At 66.4% G+C, this 24189-nt stretch carries 19 protein-coding genes; 12 read left to right on the forward strand and 7 right to left on the reverse strand.

From position 1 onward, the window contains the following. Positions 1 to 151: 151 nt before the first annotated feature. Entirely contained in the window at positions 152 to 1423 is a 1272-nt protein-coding gene (locus AB5J62_RS03355) for a hypothetical protein (protein WP_370946608.1), read from the reverse strand. Positions 1424 to 2582: 1159 nt separating this feature from the next. On the opposite strand from AB5J62_RS03355, the gene AB5J62_RS03360 reads away from it, so the two are divergent. From AB5J62_RS03360 to AB5J62_RS03385, 6 genes are all read left to right on the forward strand, one after another. After that, positions 2583 to 3644 (forward strand): BMP family protein, encoded by a 1062-nt coding sequence (locus AB5J62_RS03360; RefSeq protein ID WP_370946609.1) that lies wholly within the window; start codon positions 2583 to 2585, stop codon positions 3642 to 3644. 91 nt (positions 3645 to 3735) lie between these two features. Continuing rightward, positions 3736 to 5289 carry an ABC transporter ATP-binding protein gene (locus AB5J62_RS03365; protein ID WP_370950162.1) on the forward strand — a complete coding sequence of 518 codons (1554 nt, stop codon included), beginning with the start codon at positions 3736 to 3738 and terminating at the stop codon, positions 5287 to 5289. Then, positions 5289 to 6407, forward strand: a complete 1119-nt coding sequence (locus AB5J62_RS03370) for an ABC transporter permease (RefSeq protein ID WP_370946610.1) — start codon at positions 5289 to 5291, stop codon at positions 6405 to 6407. Before AB5J62_RS03365 ends, AB5J62_RS03370 begins: the two co-directional genes overlap by 1 nt. Further along, positions 6404 to 7657 carry an ABC transporter permease gene (locus AB5J62_RS03375; RefSeq protein ID WP_370946611.1) on the forward strand — a complete coding sequence of 418 codons (1254 nt, stop codon included), beginning with the start codon at positions 6404 to 6406 and terminating at the stop codon, positions 7655 to 7657. The genes AB5J62_RS03370 and AB5J62_RS03375 overlap by 4 nt, the downstream gene beginning before the upstream one ends. Next, positions 7657 to 8046, forward strand: a complete 390-nt coding sequence (locus AB5J62_RS03380) for a cytidine deaminase (protein ID WP_370946612.1) — start codon at positions 7657 to 7659, stop codon at positions 8044 to 8046. Before AB5J62_RS03375 ends, AB5J62_RS03380 begins: the two co-directional genes overlap by 1 nt. Positions 8047 to 8111: 65 nt before the next feature. Further along, a complete protein-coding gene (locus AB5J62_RS03385; RefSeq protein WP_370946613.1) occupies positions 8112 to 9395 on the forward strand; it encodes a thymidine phosphorylase in 1284 nt (427 codons plus the stop codon). A gap of 398 nt (positions 9396 to 9793) precedes the next feature. On the opposite strand, the gene AB5J62_RS03390 is transcribed toward AB5J62_RS03385, so the two are convergent. Next, the gene (locus AB5J62_RS03390) at positions 9794 to 10891 is read right to left on the reverse strand and encodes a PA containing protein (RefSeq protein ID WP_370946614.1); all 1098 of its coding nucleotides are present in this window, start codon (positions 10889 to 10891) and stop codon (positions 9794 to 9796) included. A 201-nt stretch (positions 10892 to 11092) separates the two neighbouring features. Between AB5J62_RS03390 and AB5J62_RS03395 the strand changes: the two genes are divergently transcribed. From AB5J62_RS03395 to AB5J62_RS03405, 3 genes are all read left to right on the forward strand, one after another. Continuing rightward, positions 11093 to 12160, forward strand: a complete 1068-nt coding sequence (locus tag AB5J62_RS03395) for an adenosine deaminase (RefSeq protein WP_370946615.1) — start codon at positions 11093 to 11095, stop codon at positions 12158 to 12160. Positions 12161 to 12240: 80 nt separating this feature from the next. Further along, positions 12241 to 13428 carry an MFS transporter gene (locus AB5J62_RS03400; RefSeq protein WP_370950163.1) on the forward strand — a complete coding sequence of 396 codons (1188 nt, stop codon included), beginning with the start codon at positions 12241 to 12243 and terminating at the stop codon, positions 13426 to 13428. Positions 13429 to 13534: 106 nt separating this feature from the next. After that, complete coding sequence (locus tag AB5J62_RS03405; protein ID WP_370946616.1) at positions 13535 to 14053, forward strand: DUF4232 domain-containing protein; 519 nt, start codon at positions 13535 to 13537, stop codon at positions 14051 to 14053. Here the strand turns inward: AB5J62_RS03405 and AB5J62_RS03410 are convergent. Together AB5J62_RS03410 and AB5J62_RS03415 are read right to left on the reverse strand one after the other, a co-directional pair. Continuing rightward, complete coding sequence (locus AB5J62_RS03410; RefSeq protein WP_370946617.1) at positions 14050 to 15174, reverse strand: dipeptidase; 1125 nt, start codon at positions 15172 to 15174, stop codon at positions 14050 to 14052. The genes AB5J62_RS03405 and AB5J62_RS03410 overlap by 4 nt on opposite strands. A gap of 23 nt (positions 15175 to 15197) precedes the next feature. After that, positions 15198 to 16445, reverse strand: coding sequence for a primosomal protein (locus AB5J62_RS03415; protein ID WP_370946618.1), 1248 nt, complete (start codon positions 16443 to 16445; stop codon positions 15198 to 15200). A gap of 149 nt (positions 16446 to 16594) precedes the next feature. Between AB5J62_RS03415 and AB5J62_RS03420 the strand changes: the two genes are divergently transcribed. From AB5J62_RS03420 to AB5J62_RS03430, 3 genes are all read left to right on the forward strand, one after another. Then, on the forward strand, positions 16595 to 19102 hold the full coding sequence (locus AB5J62_RS03420; protein WP_370946619.1) for a DEAD/DEAH box helicase: 2508 nt from the start codon (positions 16595 to 16597) through the stop codon (positions 19100 to 19102). Positions 19103 to 19281: 179 nt separating this feature from the next. Beyond that, a complete protein-coding gene (locus tag AB5J62_RS03425) occupies positions 19282 to 20148 on the forward strand; it encodes an alpha/beta fold hydrolase (RefSeq protein ID WP_370946620.1) in 867 nt (288 codons plus the stop codon). A 35-nt stretch (positions 20149 to 20183) separates the two neighbouring features. Beyond that, positions 20184 to 21461 carry a cytochrome P450 gene (locus AB5J62_RS03430; RefSeq protein ID WP_370946621.1) on the forward strand — a complete coding sequence of 426 codons (1278 nt, stop codon included), beginning with the start codon at positions 20184 to 20186 and terminating at the stop codon, positions 21459 to 21461. A gap of 39 nt (positions 21462 to 21500) precedes the next feature. Here the strand turns inward: AB5J62_RS03430 and AB5J62_RS03435 are convergent, their stop codons facing one another. The 3 genes from AB5J62_RS03435 to AB5J62_RS03445 are packed head-to-tail and all read right to left on the reverse strand — an operon-like array spanning position 21501 to position 24152. Further along, positions 21501 to 21695 (reverse strand): ferredoxin, encoded by a 195-nt coding sequence (locus tag AB5J62_RS03435; protein ID WP_370946622.1) that lies wholly within the window; start codon positions 21693 to 21695, stop codon positions 21501 to 21503. A gap of 9 nt (positions 21696 to 21704) precedes the next feature. After that, a complete protein-coding gene (locus AB5J62_RS03440) occupies positions 21705 to 22925 on the reverse strand; it encodes a cytochrome P450 (RefSeq protein WP_370946623.1) in 1221 nt (406 codons plus the stop codon). 18 nt (positions 22926 to 22943) lie between these two features. Beyond that, positions 22944 to 24152, reverse strand: a complete 1209-nt coding sequence (locus AB5J62_RS03445; protein WP_370946624.1) for a cytochrome P450 — start codon at positions 24150 to 24152, stop codon at positions 22944 to 22946. Between the last annotated feature and the right edge of the window lie 37 nt (positions 24153 to 24189).

Consider the following 24189-nt stretch of genomic DNA (forward strand, 5'->3'; position numbering starts at 1 on the left):
ACGGAAGGGCTAGTCCGCGACCGGCGAAGCGCGGACTAGCCCAATGAGGACGCCCTTGCCCCTGGCTGTTGTCATGAACAACGGGGCAAGGGCGTCACTCGGCTCTCCGAAATCTCGGCGAGACTTACTTCCTGCAACGATGGTTGCTTCGTTAACCACCATCCGCTTCCCTAACTGCCCGACTCCTCATTCGGTGAACTTCGTGAATTTTCGAAGCTTCTTTCATGGCGTCAATTACCGAAACCAAAGAATCTAAAGTTCTGAACTCGTAGATCATCTCAAGGACATGCATTTCAAGGTTCTTAAACTCCAAGAAGTAGCCCTCTTTCTCAGTGGCGGGAACCGAGACGCTCAACGATTGAAATCCCTCCCTGAGTGCAGGGTCTACCTTATATCCTGCCCGTTCGAGGGCTTCATATATTCTCGCCCGGTTCATAATAACTATCACTACGAGGCGACGCCTCAGTAAATCAAGCACTGCCCATTGCGATATAGAGTAAATGAAGTAGGGGAGATACAATTGGGGACCGCGACTGGCCTTCGTTGGCACGGAGTACACTCCAATGCTATCTTTTGTGGCATCGCCGGTCAGTATTCCGGAGTTTCGTAAGTCATCTACCACGCGACTATCCTTGATGGCCTCTTCGGTTACCCCGCCTGCGCAATATATTCCGACGTACAGAAAGGTGTCTTCGGCCACCTCGGTGAAGTATCCGTTCTTGCGCGCGTTGCGCATCACGCGACGCAAAGTGCGCCAGTGTCCGGACTTCGACATTGGAACAGTTAGAGAAATTGTTGGCATGTTGTCAATTTCTGAAAGGCTATTGTGCTGCATTTTCTGCCGTTGGAGCGCGGAAGCCATTCGTTCAAACTGTCGCTCGATCCTTGGAGTATTGAGATGCATTCGAGGCATCGCGCTCTTCGTGTTCGATAACCCGGGATCGCCCTCGCCAATCAGTGGAACTTCGTCCATATCGTCACGAATGAAAAGTACATTCACCTCGTATCTGACTTCGCGGTGACCATCGTCGAGAAGCTCCTCATCTATCAAATGAGTTTTCACCTCGACTGTTCTATGATTTTTGCCAGGTGACACAAAGGTAATGTCCCCAATGCGCAGGCAGTCTGTAATATCGTGAAGAAGAGGAAAGCCCCACCCATGGTTCGAAAGCTCCGAAGATATCGCGAGAACCCCGCGATCTCCGTGATCATCCCCGCCGATCGCCACAGGATCATTCGACGCTAGCGGATATATCAATTGAGGGTTGTTTCCCAGTAGGATCCACGCTATCGCGTCGCCAAATCGACGAGCCTGCCATCGAATATCCCGAAGATTATGCAACTCGGTATGAGCATTCTCATCCTTGCGAAGCATTCTTTTCTTTGACGAAATTGCCGATTGAATGTCGCGCTGAAGATCCATTAGCTCCAGCTGAAGTTTCCAAATGTCTTGCGCGGTCTCAAAACGCTTTCCTATAAGAGTGACAACTAGGCGCGCTAGTCGCTCTATTAGAAACTTGGAACCCTGGTGATCTTTCGGAGAATTTGGCATTGATACCAGACCTTCGACTGCGCAGTCCGCTGCCATCACTTGCAGATCGCTGCTTCGGCGTGTAGGGGCGTAACCTAACGAAGGACACTGGCCGAGCAGGACACGGCCTGGCTGACCACGGGGGGCTCACCCCAGGGCATCTGGGCTATTTGCCCGATGGTCAATCCATAGAGTCACAGGCGTATGTCGCCGACGGGGATCGATCAGTTACAACCACGGGGACACGGCGCGGTCGCATGACATCTTCAAGGAGGGGGAGCCCACGATTGTCGCCAACGTTTCACTCCGCGCCGACGGATGCGTACTCGACGTGGCGCACAGGCGCACGATCAAGTTTTCTCGACTGTGTCGAGTTGGAGCGTCAGAACACTGACTTGAAGGCCAGGGTTGGAATGGTACTTGGCGTGGCTCCGCTGGCGACCAGCGCGACTATGTTCTCCAGCAGACGCCAGGCGTTACCGTGGGGCCTTCTTGGTCGATTGGATCGCCCCCTGTCAACGCTGGAAGTAGTCGCCGCCCTGGGGCTTTAAGTTCCGGCCGCACAACGGCCAGTTCGCCGAGGTGCGCACCATGTTGCTGACTACGTCAATAGCCTGTGCAGGTTGGTACCGAGACGACGGCTGGCCAGACTGGCCCACTCTGGCCGTCAACGCACGCCGCCGCAACGTCACCTTGATCGTCGGCAACTTCCGTGGCGATTGTTCCCTCGGTCACGGCACGCTACGAAGCCCTGCACCAACCCGGCCGGAATCCGGCAAAAACGCATGTCACAAGTAGGTAACTAAGAGATGGTGGGCTCTAACCGGCCATACCACTCACGACCCTTGCTGGCGATGTGGCTGATCACAGGGGGTGTGCGAGTGATCGCGTAGGGGGGATCGCGTTAAACATTTGGGTTACGTAGCGTGGCTTTCCTATGGCGTCTTCCCACCATGCGGGTACGGTTCGCCAGTCGAACCGCGCATCCCTGCGCGGATTCGTTCTCGAACATCCGCTGAAACGGCGGGGAGGGAGACACACCTTGCTTCGCATGCGTGGAACCGCGCTGGCGGCGGTGGCCATGGCCGGTCTGCTGACGCTGTCGGCTTGCAGCGGTTCGGACAGTGGCAGCGGCTCGACGCCGGAACCCGGCGCCAGCAGCGGCGCCCAGGGCTCGGTCAAGGTCGGCCTGGCCTACGACATCGGCGGCCGCGGCGACCAGTCGTTCAACGACTCGGCGGCGCGCGGCCTGGACAAGGCCAAGGCCGAGTCCGGCGTCGAGGTCAAGGAGCTGGAGGCGGCGGCGGGCGAGACCGACGCGCAGAAGGAAGACCGGCTGCGTCAGCTCGCCGAAGGCGGCTACAACCCGATCATCGCGATCGGCTTCGCGTACCAGAAGGCCGTCGGCGCGGTCGCCAAGGACAACCCGAACATCAAGTTCGCGATCGTCGACGACTTCACCCCCGGCACGGACGACGGCGCGAACATCGCGAACCTGACCTTCGCCGAGAACGAGGGCTCGTTCCTGGTCGGCGTCGCCGCGGCGCTGAAGAGCAAGACCGGCAACGTGGGCTTCATCGGCGGTGTGAACACCCCGCTGATCCAGAAGTTCGAGGTCGGCTTCACCGCGGGCGCCAAGGCCGCCAAGCCGGGCATCACCGTGCAGTCGAAGTACCTGACCCAGCCGCCGGACTTCACCGGCTTCAACGACCCCGCCAAGGGTGAGACCGCCGCGAACGGCCAGTTCGACCAGGGTGCCGACGTGGTCTACGCCGCGGCCGGTGGCTCGGGCAGCGGTGCCTTCAAGGCCGCCAAGGCCAAGGGCAAGCTGGGCATCGGTGTCGACTCCGACCAGTACAACCTCCCGGCGCTGGCCGACGTCAAGGACGTGATCATCACCTCGATGGTCAAGAAGGTCGACCTGGCCGTCTACGACTTCATCAAGGCCGTCAAGGACAACAAGTTCGTCGCGGGCAACAAGGTCTACGACCTGAAGGCCGGCGGTGTGGAGTACGCCACGAGCGGCGGCAAGATCGACGACATCAAGACCCAGCTCGAGGACTACAAGACGAAGATCACGTCGGGCGAGATCAAGGTCCCCGCGACCAAGTAATTTCGTCGCAACTTTAAGATCTGGTAGTACAGATGGGCCCGAAGCGGCTAACCCGCTTCGGGCCCGTCACCGTTCGTGAGGAGCGTGCACGATCAGCGAGGATTCAGCCGCACCACGGCAACCCAGTTACGTCGTTGAACTCAAGGGCATCACCAAACGGTTCCCCGGCGTCGTCGCCAACTCCGACATCAACGTCGGGGTGCGGGGCGGCACAGTGCACGCGCTGGTCGGCGAGAACGGCGCGGGCAAGTCGACACTGATGAAGACCCTGTACGGGATGCACCGGCCCGACGAGGGCACCATCAGCATCGATGGCGCCGAAGTGACCTTCCACAACCCGGCCGACGCGATCGCCGCCGGGATCGGCATGGTCCACCAGCACTTCATGCTGGCCGACAACTTCACCGTACTGGAAAACGTGGTGCTCGGCACCGAGCCCAAAACCGGCATGTCGCTGGACTTCAAGGCCGCCCGCGCGAAGATCAAGGAGATCTCCGCGCGCTATGGCCTCGGCGTCGACCCGGACCGTCTCGTCGACGACCTCGGGGTGGGTGAGCGGCAGCGGGTCGAGATCCTCAAGGTGCTCTACCGCGGCGCCCGCATCCTGATCCTCGACGAGCCGACCGCCGTGCTCGTGCCGCAGGAAGTTGACGAACTCTTCGGCAATCTGCGCGAGCTCAAGGCCGAGGGCCTGACCATCCTGTTCATCTCGCACAAGCTCGACGAGGTGCTCTCGGTCGCCGACGACATCACCGTCATCCGCCGCGGCACCACCGTCGCGAGCGTCGAACCCGGTGAGGTCACCGCGCGGCAGCTCGCCGAGCTCATGGTCGGCAGCGCGCTGCCGGTGCCGGAGCTGCGCGAGTCGACCGTGACCGACACCCCGGTGCTCGAGGTGTCGGGGCTGAGTGTGACCGGCTCCGACGGCCGGACCGTGCTGGCGGACATGTCGTTCACCATCCACGCCGGCGAGGTGCTCGGCATCGCGGGTGTCGAAGGCAACGGGCAGGCCGAGCTGGTCGAAGCGCTGATGGGTATCCGCCCGCTCGCCGCAGGCCGGGTTTCCTTGCAGGGCAAGGATCTCGCCAAGGAGTCCACACGCGACCGCCGCGACGCCGGTATGGCGTACGTGCCGGAGGACCGGCACCGCCAGGGCCTGCTGCTGGAGGGCACGCTCTGGGAGAACCGCATTCTCGGGCACCAGACGAAGGCGCCCAGCGTGAAGGCGGGCGGGCTGCTGCTCGACCGCAAGAACGCGCGCGAGGACACCGAGCGCATTGTCAAGGACTACGACGTCCGGACGCCGGGCATCGAGGTCGCGATCGCGTCGCTGTCCGGCGGTAACCAGCAGAAACTGATCATCGGCCGCGAGATGAGCGGGAACCCGGTGCTGCTGCTCGCCTCCCACCCCACGCGCGGGGTGGACGTCGGCGCGCAGGCGGCCATCTGGGAGCACATCCGCCGCGCCCGCGCCGAGCACCTCGCGGTGCTCATGATCTCCGCCGACCTCGACGAGCTGATCGGCATGTCCGACCGGCTCGCGGTCATCCTGCGCGGCAAGCTCGTCGCCGAATACGACCCGAAGTCGGTCACGCCAGAGGAGCTCGGCTCCGCGATGACCGGCGCGGGCGAGGGAGTGTCCTGATGGGACGATTTTCAGTCCGCTCGATCTCGCTGGGACTGGCGGCGCCGGTCGCCGCGCTGGTCTTCGCGCTGCTGGTGTGCTCGCTGATCCTCGCCGGGACCGGGCACCCGCCGATCGACGTGCTCGACCAGATGGTCAAGTCGGTGCAGCGGCCGCGCACGCTGGTCAACTCGATCAACAGCGCGACCACCTACTACCTGTCCGCGGTCGCGGTCGCCATCGGCTTCCGCATGCGGCTGTTCAACATCGGCGTCGACGGCCAGTACCGCCTCGCGGCGATGCTGGCGGCGGCGTTCGCCGGTTCGTCGTTCCTGGCGGGGATGCCGTCGTTCGTGCGGATCCTGCTGACCCTGATCGCCGCCATGGCGGTCGGCGCGATCTGGGCGGGCATCGCCGGCTTCCTCAAGGTGACGCGTGGCGTCAGCGAGGTCATCTCGACGATCATGCTGAACGCGATCTCCACCGCGATCGTGGCGTACCTGCTCAACGCGGACCGGCTGGCCGTGAAGGTGGCCGGTAGCAACAACATCGGCACCGCGACGATCACCGAGGGCGGGCGCGTGCCCGGCTTCGCGTACACCGGGTCGTCGTCGAAGATCTTCGGCCTGATCATCCTGGCCGCGCTGGTCGGGTTCCTCTACTGGTTCATGCTCAACCGGACCCGGTTCGGCTTCGACCTGAAGGCGACCGGCCTGTCCGAGTCCGCCGCGGTCGCCAGCGGTGTGAACGTCAAGAAGATGGTGCTCGCGAGCATGCTGATCTCCGGCGGGATCGCCGGGCTGGTCGGCATGCCGCAGCTGCTCGGCTCGTCGTACTCGTACGCGCTGGACTTCCCGGCCGGGCTGGGCTTCACCGGTATCGCGATCGCGCTGCTCGGCCGGAACCACCCGGTCGGCATGGCGTTCGCCGCGTTCCTGTGGGGCGTGCTCGACCAGAGCTCCAACGTGCTCGACATTTCCGGTGTGCCCAAGGAGATCGTGGTGATCATGCAGGGGATCATCGTGCTTTCGGTGGTCATCGCCTACGAGCTCGTGCGCCGCTACCGGCTCAAGCTCGAACAGCGTGACGTCGGACGCGCGCTCGGCACGACCAAGACCGCGGCGGAGGTGTCGGCATGAGCGCCGGAGGATTGAGCGCGGGCGTCGAGGCGGCACCCGTGGCGTCGAAGCGGCAGCTGTCGCCGATGATCTATCTCTACATCGCGGTCGCCGCGCTCGCGGTGGTGTCGCTGGTCCGGGTGCTCACCGGGGCGAACGACCTCACGTCGAGCGGCACGGTCGCCGCGGCGCTGACCGCCGCGGTGCCGATCGCGCTCGCCGGTCTCGGCGGGCTCTGGTCCGAGCGCGCCGGTGTGGTCAACATCGGTCTCGAAGGCATGATGGTGCTCGGCACCTGGGGCGCCGGTTTCGCCGGCTACCAATGGGGTCCGTGGGTCGGCGTGCTGGCCGGCGTCGTGCTCGGCGCGTTCGGCGGCCTCATCCACGCGGTCGCGACGGTGACCTTCGGCGTCGACCACATCATCTCCGGTGTGGCGATCACGCTGGTGGCGCCCGGCCTGACGCTGTTCCTCGCGAAGCTGTACTTCGCGAAGGCGCCCGGTGGCGGGCAGAAGCAGTCGCCGCCGGTCGACGACGTCCAGAAGGTGTCCGTCCCGGGACTGTCGTCGCTGCTCGGTGACCTGGAGCAGAAGCACTGGTTCTTCGTGTCCGATGTGGCCGGTCTGCTGCGTGGGCTCACCACCGGGCTGTCACTGCTGACCATCCTCGCGGTGCTGCTGCTCGCGGGCACCGCGTACGTGCTGTGGAAGACCCCGTTCGGTCTGCGGCTGCGGTCCTGCGGCGAAGCGCCGCACGCGGCGGAGTCGCTGGGCGTCAACGTGATCAAGTACAAGTACTCGGCGATCATCGCGTCCGGCGCGTTCGCGGGTCTCGGCGGCGCGATCCTCGCGGTCAGCTCCGGCCAGTTCCGCGACGGCCAGACCGGTGGCCGTGGTTACATCGGCCTCGCGTCGATGATCTTCGGCAACTGGCGTCCCGGCGGCCTGGCCGCTGGCGCCGGGCTCTTCGGGTACACGGACGCGATGCAGTTGCGTGGCGAGGAATCCGTGCACGCGCTGCTGTTGCTGCTCGGCCTCGCGCTGCTGGTGCTGGCGTTCATCCAGTTGCGCGCCAAGCGTTTCGCGGTCGCGTCGGTGGCCGCGGTGCTCGGCGCGGCCTTCATCCTGTGGTTCGCGACGACGGACAAGGCACCGCCCGAGCTGGTCTCGGCAGCACCGTACGTGGTGACGTTGCTCGTACTTTCCCTTGCGGCGCAACGACTTCGTATGCCGAAGTACGTCGGCCAGATCTTCCGACGCGGTGAGGGCTGATGAACATCGATTGGGACGCGCTGCGCACTCGTGCCGTCGAGGCGGCGGCGAGCGCGTATGCGCCCTACTCGGGCCTGCACGTCGGCGTCGCCGGGATCGTGGACGACGGGCGGCTCGTGCTGGGCTGCAACGTCGAGAACGCCTCGTACGGGCTCGGGCTGTGCGCCGAGTGCACGATGGCCGGTCAGCTGCGGCTGACCGGCGGCGGCAGGCTGGTCGCGGTGGCCTGCCGCAGTGGCGCCGGTGACCTGCTGATGCCGTGTGGACGGTGCCGTCAGGTCCTGTACGAACTCGGCGGCCCGGAGTGCCTTGTGGACACTCCGAGCGGGATTTTGCCGATGTCGTCGGTGCTTCCGGATGCCTTTGGACCGGAGCACCTCCCCGCTTAGAGTCCCCACCCGTCACCCACCGCCACCCTCAACGGAGACGCTGCGCGTCGCTGTAGCTTGTATTCATGAGCGAAACCTTCACCGCTGTCGACGTGATCCGTGCGAAGCGGGACGGCGACAGGCTCAGCGACGAGCAGATCGCCTGGGTCATCGACGCCTACACCCGCGGCGTGGTCGCCGAGGAGCAGATGTCGGCGCTGGCGATGGCGATCTTCCTGCGTGGCATGGATTCCGGGGAGATCGCCCGCTGGACCGGCGCGATGATCGACTCGGGGGAGCGGCTGTCGCTGCACGTCAGCCGCCCCACGGTCGACAAGCACTCCACCGGCGGCGTCGGCGACAAGATCACCCTCCCGCTCGCCCCGCTCGTCGCGGCCTGCGGCGCCGCCGTGCCCCAGCTCTCCGGCCGCGGCCTCGGTCACACCGGCGGCACCCTCGACAAGCTCGAGTCCATCCCCGGCTGGCGCGCCGCACTGTCCACATCGGAAATAATCGCCCAGCTCGACTCGGTCGGCGCGGTCGTCTGCGCGGCCACCGAAGGCCTCGCGCCTGCCGACCGCAAGCTCTACGCGCTCCGCGACGTGACGTCCACAGTGGAATCAGTGCCACTGATCGCCTCCTCGATCATGAGCAAGAAGATCGCCGAAGGCGCCTCCGGCCTCGTGCTCGACGTCAAGGTCGGCTCCGGCGCGTTCATGAAGAACCTCGACCAGGCTCGCGCCTTGGCTTCGCAGCTCGTCGAAATCGGCGTCGCACACGGCGTCGCGACTTCGGCCTTGATCACGGACATGAGCACCCCGCTGGGTTCGGCCGTCGGCAACGCGGTCGAGGTGGCGGAGTCCGTCGACGTCCTGCGCGGCGGCGGCCCGGCCGACGTCGTCGAGCTGACCGTGGCCTTGGCCCGTGAAATGCTCGCACTGGCCGGTCTGTCCGATGTGGACCCAGCTGCGGTACTCGCCTCCGGCAAGGCCTACGACGTGTGGTGCGCGATGATCTCAGCCCAGGGCGGCGATCCTTCCGCCCCGCTGCCCCGGCCTCGCCACGTCGAGGTGGTCAAGGCCCCGCACTCCGGCGTTCTGGCTTCGCTGGACGCCTACTCGGTCGGCGTCGCCGCCTGGCGCTTGGGCGCGGGCCGCGCCCGCAAGGAAGACCCGGTGCAAGCCGCCGCGGGGATACTCTGCCTCGCCAAGCCCGGCGCCCCGGTCTCGGCCGGTGACCCGTTGCTGGAGCTCCACACGGACACGCCCGAGGCGGTCCCCGCGGCCCTGGCTTCGCTCGACGGCGCCTTCACCGTCGCGGACGAGGCGCCCGAGGCCACACCGCTGGTCCTGGAAACCCTGCGCGGCTGACCACCCCACGCTCACGGCTGAACGCCCTCAACCGCCTATTCCCAGCCCCCGCCACTCCCAGGGGGCCGGCCCCACGTCCAGCTTATCGGCGACCCTGGGGCGGGAGGGTGATCAAGATCAACTTGGGGTGGGTTGTCCACAGTCGGGGCGGGCTGTGGACAACGCGGGGTTGTTGACCTTGGGTGGGCTTTTGTGTCGGGGGTGGGCGGTAGCGTGGATTTGGGGGCTGCTCAGGACAAGGGGCCGAAGCTTCGAGAGCCGGGGTGGGGTTGACGGAGTTGGTTTTGGGACACCTGGCGGCCCAAAAGCAACTCCGTCGGGCTCGCTGAGACCCCCCAAATACGAAGGTGCCCTTCCCCGGGTTGGTAGGGAAGGGCACCTTACGAAACGTAAGCCTACTACTCGGCCGAGTCGTCCGTGACTTCGCCGTTGGTCTTGGCCTTGGCGTCCACGGTGGCCTTGGGCGCGCGGCCGTTGCGGGCGGCGCGGCGGGGCTGGCGGGGGGCCGGGGGCGGCGGGGCGAGCTGGGGAGCGGCGGGGCCGCCGCCGAGCATGAGCTCCGCGAAGGTGGCCATGGCTTCGTCGAGCTGGCCGCCGATGCGGCGCTCGGACTCTTCGTTGCTCTTGCGGACCAGCGAGGTGACCGAGTCGGTGTCCGGCTGCTTCGACAGCGTGCCCTCGACCTTGGAGAGGCCGCTCTTGATGGACCCGTCGAGGTCGCCGAGCTGGGAGGTGAAGCCGTCTTCGACCTTGTCGAGGCGGTTGGCGAGCTCGTCGAGGCGGAGGGTGACCTTCTCGAGGCGGTCGCCGAGGCCGTCGAGGCGCTCGGAGGCGTCGATCATCTCGCCGGTCTCGGTGAGCGCGGTCTTGAGTGCCTCGGTGTTGGCGCCGATGCGCTCCTTGGTGTTGCGGTCGAGCTCTTCGACCTTGGAGCGGAGCTCGGCGTCGGTGGAGTCGATGCGCTCGCGGAGCGTGGACTCGGAGAGCTCGATGCGCTCGCGGACGGGGCCGGTGACGAGCGCCGGGAGGGCCTCGACCTTGGCGTCCTGCTTGTCGAGGTGCGCGCCGACCTCGTCGATGCGGCGGTGGATGTTCTGGAGCTTGTCCTCGAGGCCGTCCATGCGGCCCGCGACGCCTTCGAAGCGGGCGGCCATGCCGTCGAGGCGGCCGTCGAGCTGGGCGAAGGGCTTGGCCAGCTTGTCGACGATGCTCTCGACCGCGCGTGCGATGTCGGAGAGGGCGTTGTCCTGGGCTTCGAGCCGCGTCATGGCCTCGTCGAGGCGCTCGGCCAGCACGCTGACCTCGGTGCGGTCGGGGAGTTCGGAGAGTCGCTTCCGCACCGCCCCGAGCGAGTCGACCGGCGCGAGACGGGCGTAGATGTCGTCGAGCGCGTCGAAGATCTGCTGCTGCTCGCTCTCACGAACTTCGGCCGCGCGCACCAGCATGTTGCGCATCCGGTCGAATGACGGGGCGGCAATGTTGTTGTCAGTGGTCACTGCGGTGTCCTTCGTCGGGCGGGGAAATGGGAAGGGACTGGACTGAAGCTTATCTTTTGCGGAATTGCCGTACGTATGGCCCCCGTGAAGCCTGTCTACCCCCGTTGGCCGATTCAGTCCATGATCGACAAAGCTGAGGGTTAAGTTCAGCTCGAGGCTTGCGTCCATGTAGGGGAATGTCTTCGTGAGTAAGGTTGCTCTATGCGGTCTAAAACCCCTGTGACGACCGAAAACATTCGCCGCATGCCCAAGGTGCTGCTGCACGATCACCTCGACGGCGGGCTCCGTCCGGGTACCGTGATCGAACTCGCCGACGCGATCGGGTATAAGGCCCTCCCGTCCGGGGACTCCGAAGCGCTCCGAAGGTGGTTCCGGGACGCCGCGGACGCCGGCTCGCTCGTCTCGTACCTCGAGACATTCGCCCATACGTGTGGCGTGTTACAGAGCGAAGACGCGCTGGTCAGAGTGGCTGCGGAGGCTGTCGAGGATCTCGCGGAAGACGGCATCGTCCATGCTGAGGTGCGGTATGCGCCCGAACTCTTTCGCGAACGGGGACTATCACTCGAAGGGGCGATAGAGGCGGTTTCGGCCGGTTTTGCTGACGGTGAGCGACGAGCCGCACGTCAGGGGCGGCGAATTCGAGCACGCTCCGTACTTTGCGCGATGCGGCAGCACGAAAGCGCACGGGAAATCGCGGCTCTGGTGGTGCGTTACCGCGACGCCGGAGTCGCCGGGTTCGACATCGCCGGGCCCGAAGCCGGTTACCCACCGTCGCGTTTTCTGGAATCTTTTCAATTTCTTGACACCAATAATGCACATTTCACTATTCATGCCGGGGAGGCGGCGGGTGTGGCGTCGATCGCGGAAGCGATTCATGTATGTGGCGCGAAGCGAATCGGTCACGGAGTGCGCTTGGCCGACGACATCACGCTGTCCGGCGGAGAGGTCCACTTGGGACGGTTGGCCGCTCACGTCAGGGACGCCGGAATCCCTTTGGAGCTCTGCCCTTCGTCCAACGTGCAGACCGGCGCGGCGCCGTCGATCGCGGCGCACCCGTTCGGCCTGCTGGCCCGCGCGGGCTTGCGCGTGACGGTCAACACGGACAACCGCCTGATGAGCGGCTGCACGCTGACGAGCGAATTCGCCGCGCTTTCCGAAGCCTTCGGCTACACCATGGACGACCTGCGCCGATTCACCATTGACGCGGCCGAATCCGCCTTCCTCGACCCCGATGAGCGCCGCGAACTCCTCGATCTCTTGTCACCCTGACGTCACTTGTGATGCTTAGTGTTGCGAAGTAAAGTTCAGGATGTAGGAAGTTCATCCTATATTCTGGGACGGTGATCGTGATGACGCAGGTGGCGGCCACGGCGAGTAAACGACGCTGGGTCATCCTCGCGCTCGGCCTCGCCGCGCAGACCGCGTCGTGCGCCTTCCTTTACGGCCTACCGTTCCTGGTTCCCGTCATGCGGGACGCCGAACACCTCACGCTGGCGGAAGCGGGCGCCGTCGTCGCCGCGCCGAGTGCCGGGTTGCTGGTCACGCTCATCGCCTGGGGCGCGCTGGCCGACCGCTACGGCGAACGCCTGATCATGGCCATCGGACTCGGCGTCTCGGGGCTCATCCTGCTGAGCACGGTCTTCGCGCACGACCTGGCGCTGCTGTTCGCCCTGTTCCTGCTGGCAGGCGCCAGCACCGCCAGCGTCAACGCGGCGAGCGGCCGCGCGGTCATGGGCTGGTTCGGGCCGGCGGAACGTGGCTTCGCCATGGGCATCCGGCAGATGGCGCAGCCGCTCGGCGTCGGTGTCGCGGCGGTCGGGCTGCCGCCGCTGGCCGCGCACCACGGCTTCCAGGCGGCCATGCTGCTGCCCGCCGGGCTGGCGATCCTGGTGGCGGTGCTCGTGGCGTGCTTCGTCGTCGACCCGCCGCGCCCACCGCGGCACGAGCGCGGGAAAACCCCGTCGCCGTACCGGAAACCCGCGTTGTGGCGGGTGCACGGCGCGAGTTCGCTGCTCGTCGTCCCGCAGTTCGCCGTCTCCGCGTTCGCGCCGGTGTACCTGGTCGCGGTGCAGCACTGGAGCCCGTTGGCGGCAGGCTGGTTCCTGGCGGCCGTCGCGGTGCTCGGCGCCGCGGGGCGGCTCGTGTCCGGCCGGTGGTCCGATCGCGTCGGCAGCAGGCTGCGCCCGATGCGCCAGCTCGCCGTCGCGAGCGCCGCCGTGATGCTCTTGGTCGCGCTCGGCGACCGGACGTGGCCCTGGCTGGTGATCATCGCGCTCGTCCTCGCCGCGGTGATCACGGTGAGCGACAACGGTTTGGGCTTCACAGCGTCCGCCGAGCTGGCGGGAATTGACTGGGCGGGCCGCGCGATGGGTGCGCAGAACACCACCCAGAACGTCGCGGCCGCACTGACTCCGCCGCTGCTGGGACTGGTCATCGGGGACACGCGGTACGCGCTCGCGTTCGTCATCGCGGCGGTGTTCCCGTTGCTCGCCATCGGCCTGATTCCGGTACGGGCAGAGCGCTTTACCCACGACTAAGGACGTCTCACCCACATGGGGGTTGCTTGATCGTGAAGGATCCCACGGCGAGGCTTACCTGGAGGCGTGCTGGGCATCCTTCCTAGTGACAACAGGGAGAAACCACATGATTACTCGCACGATCACCGTCCTGGCCGCCACCGCCCTCACCGCCACCGCGCTCAGCGCGGGCACGGCGATGGCGATGCCGACCGATTTCCACTGCACGGCGGGCGATCTCGACACGAACCTGGTCTACGGGGGTGCGGGTGCCGGTCAGCGTTACGCGGCCGTCCAGTTCACGGCGAAGCCCGGCGTCAGCTGCACGCTGCCCGGCTCGCTCGCGCTGGACCTAGTCGGCGCACGTGACGTGCTGATCGACAACCGGGACCGCGACGACGCGCCGAACGTCAAGGTGTCGGAGGGTTCGCCCGCCTACATCCCGCTGCACTGGAGCGCCATCGACGAGCAGCAGGAGACGCCGCTGGCGCTGACGTTCACCGCGCCGCAGGAGTACAACCCGCGTGGTGACTACAGCGACCCGAACGTCGAGCTGCCGTGGACCTTCGGTTCCGTGGACGCCGCGCCGGGCAACAACACCATCGACGCGGGCCCGGTCACGCCGGGCGTCGCTCCCGTTGGTTAAGAGTCCTTAAGAACGCGGAGGGTGTTGAGGCCGGCCAGCTTCTCGCAGTCGGCCTCACTCCATCCGCGCTCCAGCAGCGCGGCGAAGAGCACCGGGTAGGTGGAGGTGTCCTCCAGGCCGACCGGCAGCTTGCCGACGCCGTCGTAGTCGCCGCCGAGTCCGATGTGGTCGATGCCGGCGACCTCGCGCGCGTGCTCGATGTGCGCGACTACGTCGGCGACGGTCGCCTCCGGCTTGGCCGGGCCGTCCCACTCGGCCGCGAAACGCTTGCGAGCGCCCACGTTCCGGTACTCCTGGCCCGCCGCCTCCATGGCCTCGCGCAGGTCGTTCTCCCACGAATACACGGCGGGGGAGACGAACGCGGGCACGAACGTCACCATCGAGACGCCGCCGTTGCCCGCCAGGCGCGCCAAGACATCGTCGGGCACGTTGCGCGGGTGCGCGTTGACCGCGACGCACGAGGAGTGGCTGAAGATGACGGGTTTCGTGCTGAGGTCGAGCGCGTCGCGCATCGTGCTCGGCGCGACGTGGGACAGATCGACCAGCATGCCGATCTTGTTCATCTCGGCGACCACCTCGCGGCCGAACTCCGAGAGCCCGCCGTGCTCCGGCTCGTCGGTCGCCGAGTCGGCCCAGGTGGTGTTGAAGTTGTGCGTCAGCGTCATGTACCGGACGCCGAGCCTGCGCAGACTCCGCAGCACGCCAATGGATTCCGCGATGGCGTGCCCGCCCTCGGCGCCCAGCAGCGAGGCGATCCGCCCGCTCGCGCGCGCGGCCAGCACGTCGTCGGCCGTCTCCGCCAGCGCGAGGCGGTCCGGGTAGCGCTCGATGAGCTGGTGCACGACCTCGATCTGCTCCAGCACCGCGGTGACGGCGCTGTGCCCCTCGAACTCGCACGGCACGTAGACCGACCAGAACTGCATGCCGAGCTTGCCGTCGGCGAGTTTCGCGAAGTCGGTGTGGAGATGCGGTTGCCGGACGGTGAGATCCGTGCCGGCGACCGCGTCCACCGGGTTGGGCCCGGAGGTTTCCCGAAGCTCCCACGGAAGGTCGTTGTGACCGTCCGCGAGCAGCATCGAGTCGAGCATGGCGGTCGCGCGCGCAAGATCCCCAGAAGTCATCCGGGGATCCTACGTTTTCGCGATCAGCCGACGTTGAGACGGTCCTCGAAGGACTCGACGAGCTTGCGCCACTCCGCCTGCTCCGCGTCGAACGGCGCACTCGGCTTGAGCTTGCCCGGCTCGGGCTTGAGGATGAAGCTGAACAGGAAGCTCAGGCCCTCCGAAGAGGCCAGCGCCTCGGAGACGGCCTCGTCGCCGGCCCAGTCCGCCGCGTCCGAGATCAGCTCGACGGCCAGCTCCAGCTGGGTCGGGTCGATCGCTTCGACGCCTGCCGCGATGTCGTCGTCGAGGCCGGTGAGCACGTAGGTGTTCTCGGCGTCGACCTCGACCTCGAGCTCGCCGCCGGTGGCCTTGGCGAGCACCTCTTCCCAAGTGGACACTTCGGCGAGGTCGGTGCCTGCCAGCGACGCGCCGTCGGCGAGCTTGCGCTCCAGCGCCTTCGCCGAGGTGAACACGTCGATCTCGCCGTCGGAGCCGAGGAAGATCGGCTCGTCGTCGAGGTAGCAGCGCAGGGTGTAGTACTCGTTGCCACCGGTGATGATCTTGATCGGGTCGATGCCGACCTCGGCCCAGAAGCCGACGGGACCCTCGTCCTCGGCCTCTTCTTCGTCGTCGTCGTCGGAGTCCAGCTCGCCATCGGCGGCGGCCGCTTCGGCCTCGGCCGACTCGGCGAGGAACGCGGACAGGTCCTCCGCGGTCTGCTCCAGCACCTTCTCGTCGACGTCCGGCACGGTGACCAGGCTGTCGACGGCGTCGAGCACGATGTCCCACTTCTCGGACACGGTCTCCGACAGCGCGGTCCACAGCTTCTCGCCGTCACGGCCGCTGAACGGCAGCGTGCCCTGGTCGAGCAGGGAGAACGCCTCGTTGCCGTCGAGCACCTCGTGCACGTCGTCGAGCTCGCAGACGTCCGCGAGCGAGCGCACGATGCCGATGATCTCGGCCAGCTCGGAGATGGTCCACGAGTCGGGCTCGCCCGCGGCCAGCTCGGGCACGCCGACCAGGTCGTACGAGTGGTCGTCGTCCGGGATCAGCTCCGGGACGTTCAGGCCGGGCACGACGTCCCACGCGGGGTGGTCGGTCAGATCGTGCTGCTCGGCCGTGCGCACGAACGCGGCTAGGTGCGCGGCGTCCGGGAACGCGAACAGGTCTTCCTCGTCGCCGAGGAAGGCTTCCCATTCCTCGCCGTCTTCCCGCCAGCGCGGAGCCCACAGGGTGACCAGGTCGCCCTGCGGAAGCCCGAGTTCGATCGGGATGATGTCCTGTGCCATTCCTGTCCTCCGGAATTACCGCCAGTGTGCGCGCAGGCTTGGAGGTTCCCCCGAACGGTGCGCGGTAGCAGAAGCCTACGGGTTTCGCGTTTCGCCCGCGATCGCCCCTCGCCAAGTGGCGACCATCGGATGGCACGATAGGTCATCTGATGACACTCACAGACGCTCTTCCCGCAGATCCGGACCCCGACTCGCTGTTCGAGGCCTTCTCTTCGTGGACGGCCGAGCGCGGGCTCGAGCTGTACCCCGCGCAGGAAGAGGCCCTGATCGAGGTGGTCTCAGGCGCCAACGTGATCCTCTCGACCCCGACCGGCTCGGGCAAGAGCCTGGTCGCGGTCGGCGCCCATTTCACCGCGTTGGCGCAGGGCAAGCGCAGCTTCTACACCGCGCCCATCAAGGCGCTGGTCTCGGAGAAGTTCTTCCAGCTGATCGACACCTTCGGCGCCGAGAACGTCGGAATGATGACCGGCGACTCCAGCGTCAACGCCGACGCGCCGATCATCTGCTGCACGGCTGAAATCCTGGCGAACATCGCGTTGCGGTTCGGCTCGGACGCCCCGGTCGGGCAGGTGGTGGCCGACGAGTTCCACTTCTACTCGGAGCCGGACCGCGGCTGGGCCTGGCAGGTGCCGCTGCTCGAGCTCAAGAACGCGCAGTTCGTGCTGATGTCGGCCACCCTCGGCGACGTCTCGTACTTCGAGAAGGACCTGACCAGGCGCACCGGGCGGCCGACGTCGGTGGTCACCTCGGCGCAGCGGCCGGTGCCGCTGACCTTCCGGTACGCGCTCACCCCGCTGCACGAGACGATGAGCGAGTTGCTCAACGGCGGCCAGGCGCCGGTGTACGTCGTCCACTTCTCGCAGGCGGCCGCCATCGAGCGCGCGCAGACGTTGATGAGCATCAACGTCACGACGAAGGCCGAGAAGGACGCCATCGCCGAGATGCTCGGCGACTTCCGGTTCACCGCCGGGTTCGGCAAGACGCTCTCGCGGCTCGTGCGCCACGGCATCGGCGTGCACCACGCAGGCATGCTGCCGAAGTACCGCCGCCTGGTCGAGCAGCTCGCCCAGGCCGGGTTGCTGAAGGTGATCTGCGGGACGGACACGCTCGGCGTCGGCATCAACGTACCTATTCGCACAGTGGTCTTCTCAGCGCTTACGAAGTACGACGGCGTGCGTCAGCGGCATCTCAAGGCGCGAGAGTTCCACCAGATCGCCGGGCGCGCGGGACGGGCCGGGTACGACACTGACGGCTACGTAGTCGTCGAGGCGCCCGACCACGTCATCGAGAATGCGAAGGCGCTTGAGAAGGCCGGTGACGACCCGAAGAAGAAGCGGAAGATCACCCGCAAGAAGGCGCCCGAAGGCTTTGTCAACTGGACTGAGAGCACCTTCGAGCGTCTCGTCGCAGCCGAGCCGGAGCCGCTGACGTCGAGCTTCCGCGTCACGCACTCGATGCTGCTTAACGTGATCTCGCGGCCTGGCAACGCTTTCGACTCCATGCGGCATCTGCTGGAGGACAACCACGAGGACCGCGCTTCGCAGCGGAGGCTCATCCTGCGCGCGATCGCGATCTATCGCGCGCTGCTCGCCGCGGGCGTGGTCGAGCGGCTGTCCGAACCGGACTCGGAAGGCCGGATCGTCCGGCTGACCGTCGACCTGCAGTTCGACTTCGCGCTGAACCAGCCGCTCTCGCCGCTGGCGCTGGCAGCGATCGACCTGCTCGACGTCGAGTCCCCGAGCTACGCGCTCGACGTGGTGTCCATTGTGGAATCCATTGTGGACGATCCGCGTCCGGTGCTGTCCCAGCAGCAGTTCAAGGCGCGCGGCGAGGCCGTGCAGTCCATGAAGGCCGAAGGCATCGAGTACGACGAGCGCATGACGCTGCTCGAGAACGTCACGTACCCGAAGCCGCTCGAGGAGCTGCTGCAGGTCGCCTATGCCGGCTACCGCCAGGGCCACCCGTGGGTCGACGACTACCAGCTGTCGCCGAAGTCCGTCGTGCGCGACATGTACGAGCGCGCGCTGAACTTCGTGGAGTTCATCAACTTCTACCAGCTGGCCCGTTCCGAAGGCCTGGTGCTGCGGTACCTGACCGACACGTTCGACACCCTGCGCCACACGGTGCCGGACGACGCGAAGACCGAGGCACTGCAGGACCTCATCGAGTGGCTCGGCGAGATGGTCCGCCAGATCGACTCCAGCCTCCTCGACGAGTGGGAGTCGCTCCGCAACCCCGACGAGGACGAAGGCCCGCACGCGCCGACATTGCCCGACGGCCCACCGCCGGTCACCCGCAACGAGCGCGCGTTCCGGGTGCTGGTCCGCAACCAGCTCTTCCGCCGCGTCGAACTCGCCGCCCGCCGCAACTACTACGAGCTGGGTCAGCTCGACGGCGCTTCGGGTTGGCACGCCGACGAGTGGGAAGACGCGATCGAGGACTACTACGACCAGCACGACACGCTCGGCACCGGGCCGGACGCGCGCGGTCCCGCTTTGCTGATCATCGAGAAGGAACCCGGGGTCTGGAAGGTCCGGCAGATCTTCGACGACCCGGCCGGTGATCACGACTGGGGCATCAGCGCCGAGGTCGACCTCGCGGCGTCCGACGAAGAGGGCGCGGCCGTCGTACGGGTCGTCGACGTCAACCAGCTCTAACGGGGGTCGTGAGTGGTACGGCCGGTTCTAACCGGCGAAAACGCTCACGACCCCGGTCTCGGGGGTAACCCTGAGGAGAAGACCGGGGGTTTACCCCATGGTCCGCGCGAGCGAGCCGGGCCAAGGTTATGGCCATGGGGATCACAAGGCGGGGAGCACTGAGGGGGGCGGTGGGGGCGATGGTCGCCGTGGGGACGGCGAGCATCGGCACCGCGGCGGCGTCGGAATGTCTGGAACGGATCACGATCCGGACCAGGGCGGGGGTGTTCGACGCCGTCGCCGCCGGGCCGAAGACGGGGCGGAAAGTCTTGCTGCTGCACGGCTTTCCGGAGTTCGGGATCGAATGGGAGGCACAGCTGCGGATGCTCGCGGGGGCGGGCTTTCGCGCTGTGGCGCCCGATCAGCGGGGGTATTCGCGGGGGGTGCGGCCTGCCGGGATCGAGCACTATCAGCTCGATCATCAGGTGCGGGACGTGCGGGGGTTCGCGGACTCGCTCGGGTGGGGGCGGTTCGATCTGGTCGGGCACGACTGGGGCGCGGCGGTCGCCTGGGTGGCGGCCGCGCGCTACGGGGGACGGGTGCGGTCGCTGACCGCGGTGTCCGTGCCGCATCTCGGCGCGTTCGAGAAGGCGTTGCGGGAGGATCCGGACCAGCAGGAGCGGTCGAAGTACATGGACCGGTTCCGGCGGCCGACGCCGATCCCGGAGGACGAGCTGTTGGCGAAGCCGTTGGTCATTCCGGGAGCACCGGCGGCGCACGTCGACGAGTACAACAAGCGATTGCGTGAACCCGGTGCGTTGACCGCGGCGCTCAATTGGTATCGGGCAAACGATTTCACGGGGTACCCCGATCGGGTGGCCGTGCCGACCCTGTTCATCGCGAGTGAGGATCCGGCGGTGGCGCCGTCGGGGATCGAGGACACGAAGAATTGGGTCACCGGGCCGTATCGGCTCGAAAAACTGCCTGAGGGCGGGCATTTCCTGCCGGAGGTGGCCGCGCCCGCGGTCTCGGAGCTGTTGATCACACATCTGCGGGGTGTCCGATGAGGATTGTCTCAAGGAAAGTCCGGTAATCTGCGGTTATGTCGAATGTGCGGGATCGGGTTGTCTCGTGGGTGGGACGCAAATACCTTGCCAGGAAGCAAAAGTCGGGTTTCGATCTGTCGAAGATCTCGTTTCTTCCCGAGCGCGCGCTCATGCCGTTGCGCCGGAACGGGCTGGACCCGGTCACGGAACTGGGGGCGACCCGCGCGGTCGAGCCGATCAGCAAGGTGCCGCTGCCGTTCGGTTTCAACGCGTGGCTCGTCAGCGGGTACGCGGAATCGAAGGCCGTGCTGAGCGCGACAGCCGACTTCAGCAATGATTTCACCAACCTGGTGGGTAACGCGGGGGTGACCGCGGAGCAGAATCCCGGCGGACTCGGCTTCGCGGACCCGCCGGTGCACACCCGGCTGCGGAAACTGCTGACGCCGGAATTCACCATGCGCAGGCTCAACCGGCTCACCCCGCGCATTCACGCGATCGTGGAAGAACAGCTCGACGCCATGGCGAAGGCGGACGGCCCGGTCGACCTGATGCAGGCGTTCGCGTTCCCGATCCCGTCGCTGACGATCTGCGAGCTGCTCGGCGTCCCGTATGAGGACCGCGAGGACTTCCAGCGGCTGAGCACCGCGCGCTTCGACCTGTTCGGCGGCGCCGGCGCGTCACTGGGCGCGATTTCGGAGTCGCTGGTGTACCTGCGTGAGATCGTGAAGAAGCAGCGCGCGGAGCCGGGTGACGGGCTGCTCGGCATGCTGGTCAAGGAACACGGCGACGAGATCTCCGACGAGGAGCTGGCCGGGCTCGCCGACGGCGTGCTGACCGGTGGCCTGGAGACGACCGCGAGCATGGTCGCGCTCGGCGCGATCGTGCTGCTGCGCGACCCCGAGCAGTTCAAGCGCGTGCACGATGACGACGAGGCGATCGCGCCGTTCGTCGAGGAGCTGCTGCGGTACCTGACCGTCGTGCAGATGGCGTTCCCGCGGTTCGCGCGCGAAGACGTCGAAGTGGCGGGCGTGCAGATCAAGAAGGGCGACATCGTGCTGGTGTCGTTGTCCGGGGCCAACCGGGACGCGTCGCTGGGGTCTTCGATGGAGACGTTCGATCCGGATCGGCCGGCTTCGCCGCATCTGGCGTTCGGCTGGGGCGTGCACCGCTGCATCGGGGCCGAGCTGGCGCGGATGGAGCTGCGGGCGGCTTATCCCGCGCTGGTGCGGCGGTTCCCGCAGATGCGGCTCGCGGTTGAAGCGGAGGACTTGGCGTATCGGCAGTTGTCGATCGTGTACGGCGTCGACACGTTGCCGGTGGATTTGGGGTCGTGAGCGTTGCGGGCGGTTAGAACCGCCCGCAACGCTCACGAGTCACTCGACCAGTGAGAGGGCCTGGCTGGGGCAGATGTGGACGGCGTCGCGGGCGTGGTCGGCCGCTGCGCCCATGGGCTCCGAGACGAGGACGATGACCGTGCCGTCGTCCTCCGTCTGGTCGAACACCTCCGGGTCGGTCAGCACACACTGACCGGCCCCGACGCAGCGCCCCGTGTCGGCGATGATCTTCATGGAACTCTCCTACTCACAGGTGACCGGCAGTGCGTACAGCCCGAAGATGAACGCGTCGTCCTTGAACGGCAGCTCCGTCTCGGGGACCGCGATCTTCAGCTCCGGGATCCGCTTGAAGAGCGTGTCGATGACGATCTGCAGCTCCATCCGCGCGAGGTTCTGGCCGAGGCACTGGTGCGCCCCGAACCCGAACGCCACATGGTGCCGCGCGCCGCGGTCGATGTCGAGCTCGTCGGGATTCTCGAACGCGGACGGGTCACGGTTGGCCGAGTAGCCGAGCGCGAGGATGCCCTCGTCCTTCTTGATCGTCACGCCGCCGATCTCGACGTCCGCGACCGCGACGCGCGCCGTCGCCGCGTCGACGATCGTGAAGTAGCGCAACAGTTCCTCGATCGCGACCAGTGTCTTGCCGGGGTCGGCCTTGATGATCGCGAGCTGCTCGGGGTTGCGCAGCAGCGCGAGCGTGGACAGCGAGATCATGTTCGCCGTGGTCTCGTGCCCGGCGACCAGCAGCAGGAACGCGAGGCTCACCAGCTTGCCGTGGTGATACGTGCCCTCCTCGCGCAGCTTGATGATCTGCCTGCCGAGCAGGTCGCCATCGGACGGCGCGGCTTCCTTGGTCGTGACCAGCTTGTCGAGGTAACCGACCACGCCGTCGAACGCCTCGCGCCGCGCTTCCGGCGTGCGGGTGCGGCTGAGCATCGCGGCCGTGCGGACCTGGAAGAAGTCGTGGTCCGAGTACGGCACGCCGAGCAGCTCGCAGATCACCAGCGACGGCACGGGCAGTGAAAGTTCCGCCACCAGATCGATCTCGCCGTCCGCGGCCAGCATGGCGTCGACGCGCTCGTCGACGATCTCCTGGATGCGCGGGCGCAGGGCTTCCATGCGCCGCACGGTGAACTCACCGAGCACCGCGCGCCTGGCCGGGCCGTGCTCCGGCGCGTCCATCGACAGGATCGTCTTTTCGAAGTCCGGGTTCTGGTTCTGACGCTGGCCCTGCACCAGCATCGGGAAGTTCGGGTTGGTGCGGTCCGCGCTGAACCGAGGGTCCGAAAGCGCGGCGCGGACGTCCTCGTGACGGGTGATCGCCCACGCCCAGGTGCCGTCCGGCAGGCCGACCTTCGAAATCGGTTCCGCCTCGCGGATCTCTTTGTATTCCTTCGGTGGCGAGAACGGGCATTCCCTGGCGAGCGGGAACGACAAATCCGCGGTCTCCATTACCCCTGTCATTACTATCTCCCCACTAATTCACCATGTGACCGGCAGTTCGTGCAGGCCGTAAATAGTTGTCTCCGTCTTGTACGGAAGTTCGGCGGCGGGTACCGCGAGCCGTAGTCCCGGAATGCGCCGGAACAGCGTGTCGAAGATGATCTGGAGCTCCAGCCTGGCCAGGTTCGCGCCGAGGCATTGGTGAATACCGAAGCCGAACGCGACGTGATGCCGCGCGCTGCGTTCGATTTCGAACTCATCCGGATCAACGAACGCCTCGGCGTCGCGGTTCCCGGAAATCGTCAAAGCGATGACACCTTCACCCGCTCGGATCAATTGCCCGCCGATTTCGACGTCGTCGGTGGCGACCCGCAGTCCGGCGGCCTCCGCGATCGTCAGAAAACGCAGCAATTCTTCGATGGCGTTGAGTGTTCTGCTCGGGTCTTCGACCATTTTCTTCAGCTGATCGGGATGTTCCAGCAGCGTCAAAACGCCGAGCGAGGTCATGTTCGCCGTCGTTTCGTGCCCGGCGACCAGCAACAGGAACGCGAGTTCCTTGAGGTCCCGGTGCCGGACGCCACCGCCGGCGCGCTGCTTGAGGATCAGCCTGCCCAGCAGATCGTCGCCGGGGTCGGCTTCCTTGGCGGTGACCAGATCGTCGAGGAACGTCAGCAGATCGCCGAAAGCGGCCTGCCGCTCGGCGAGCACCTTGTCGCGGCTGAGCATCGCGTACGTGCGCGACTCGAAGAACTCGTGATCGCCGTACGGCACGCCGAGCAGTTCGCAGATCACCAGTGAGGGCACCGGAAGCGCGAGCGACTTGACGAGATCGGCGGGCTTGGGGCCGTCGAGTATCGCGTCGATCCGCTCGTCGACGATCTCCTGGATGCGCGGCGCCATGGCCTTGACCCGCCGGATGGTGAACTCGCTGAGCACCTCGCGGCGCTTCTCGCCGTGCTCCGGCGCGTCCATCTCGACGAGCGAGGACCGGAAGCCAGGCATGATCTTCTGGTCCTTGATGATCCGCGGGAACCCCGGCGCGTGCCGGTCCGAGCTGAACCGCGGATCGGTCAGCAGCTGCCGGATGTCCTCGAGCCTGGACACCGCCCAGATCGTCATTCCGGACGCCAGCAGGACCTTCGTGACGGGCTTCTCGGCACGTAACCGGCGATACTCGGCGGGCGGACCGAACGGGCAAACCCGCTCCATCGGCCAGGCGAGTGTCGGCGAGCCGGCCACGTCGGTCATTTCCATCCCATCCGGACAAAGAGCCTATGTGGAAGGT

It is taken from the genome of Amycolatopsis sp. cg5, from assembly GCF_041346955.1.
In the GTDB taxonomy this organism is placed as follows: domain Bacteria; phylum Actinomycetota; class Actinomycetes; order Mycobacteriales; family Pseudonocardiaceae; genus Amycolatopsis.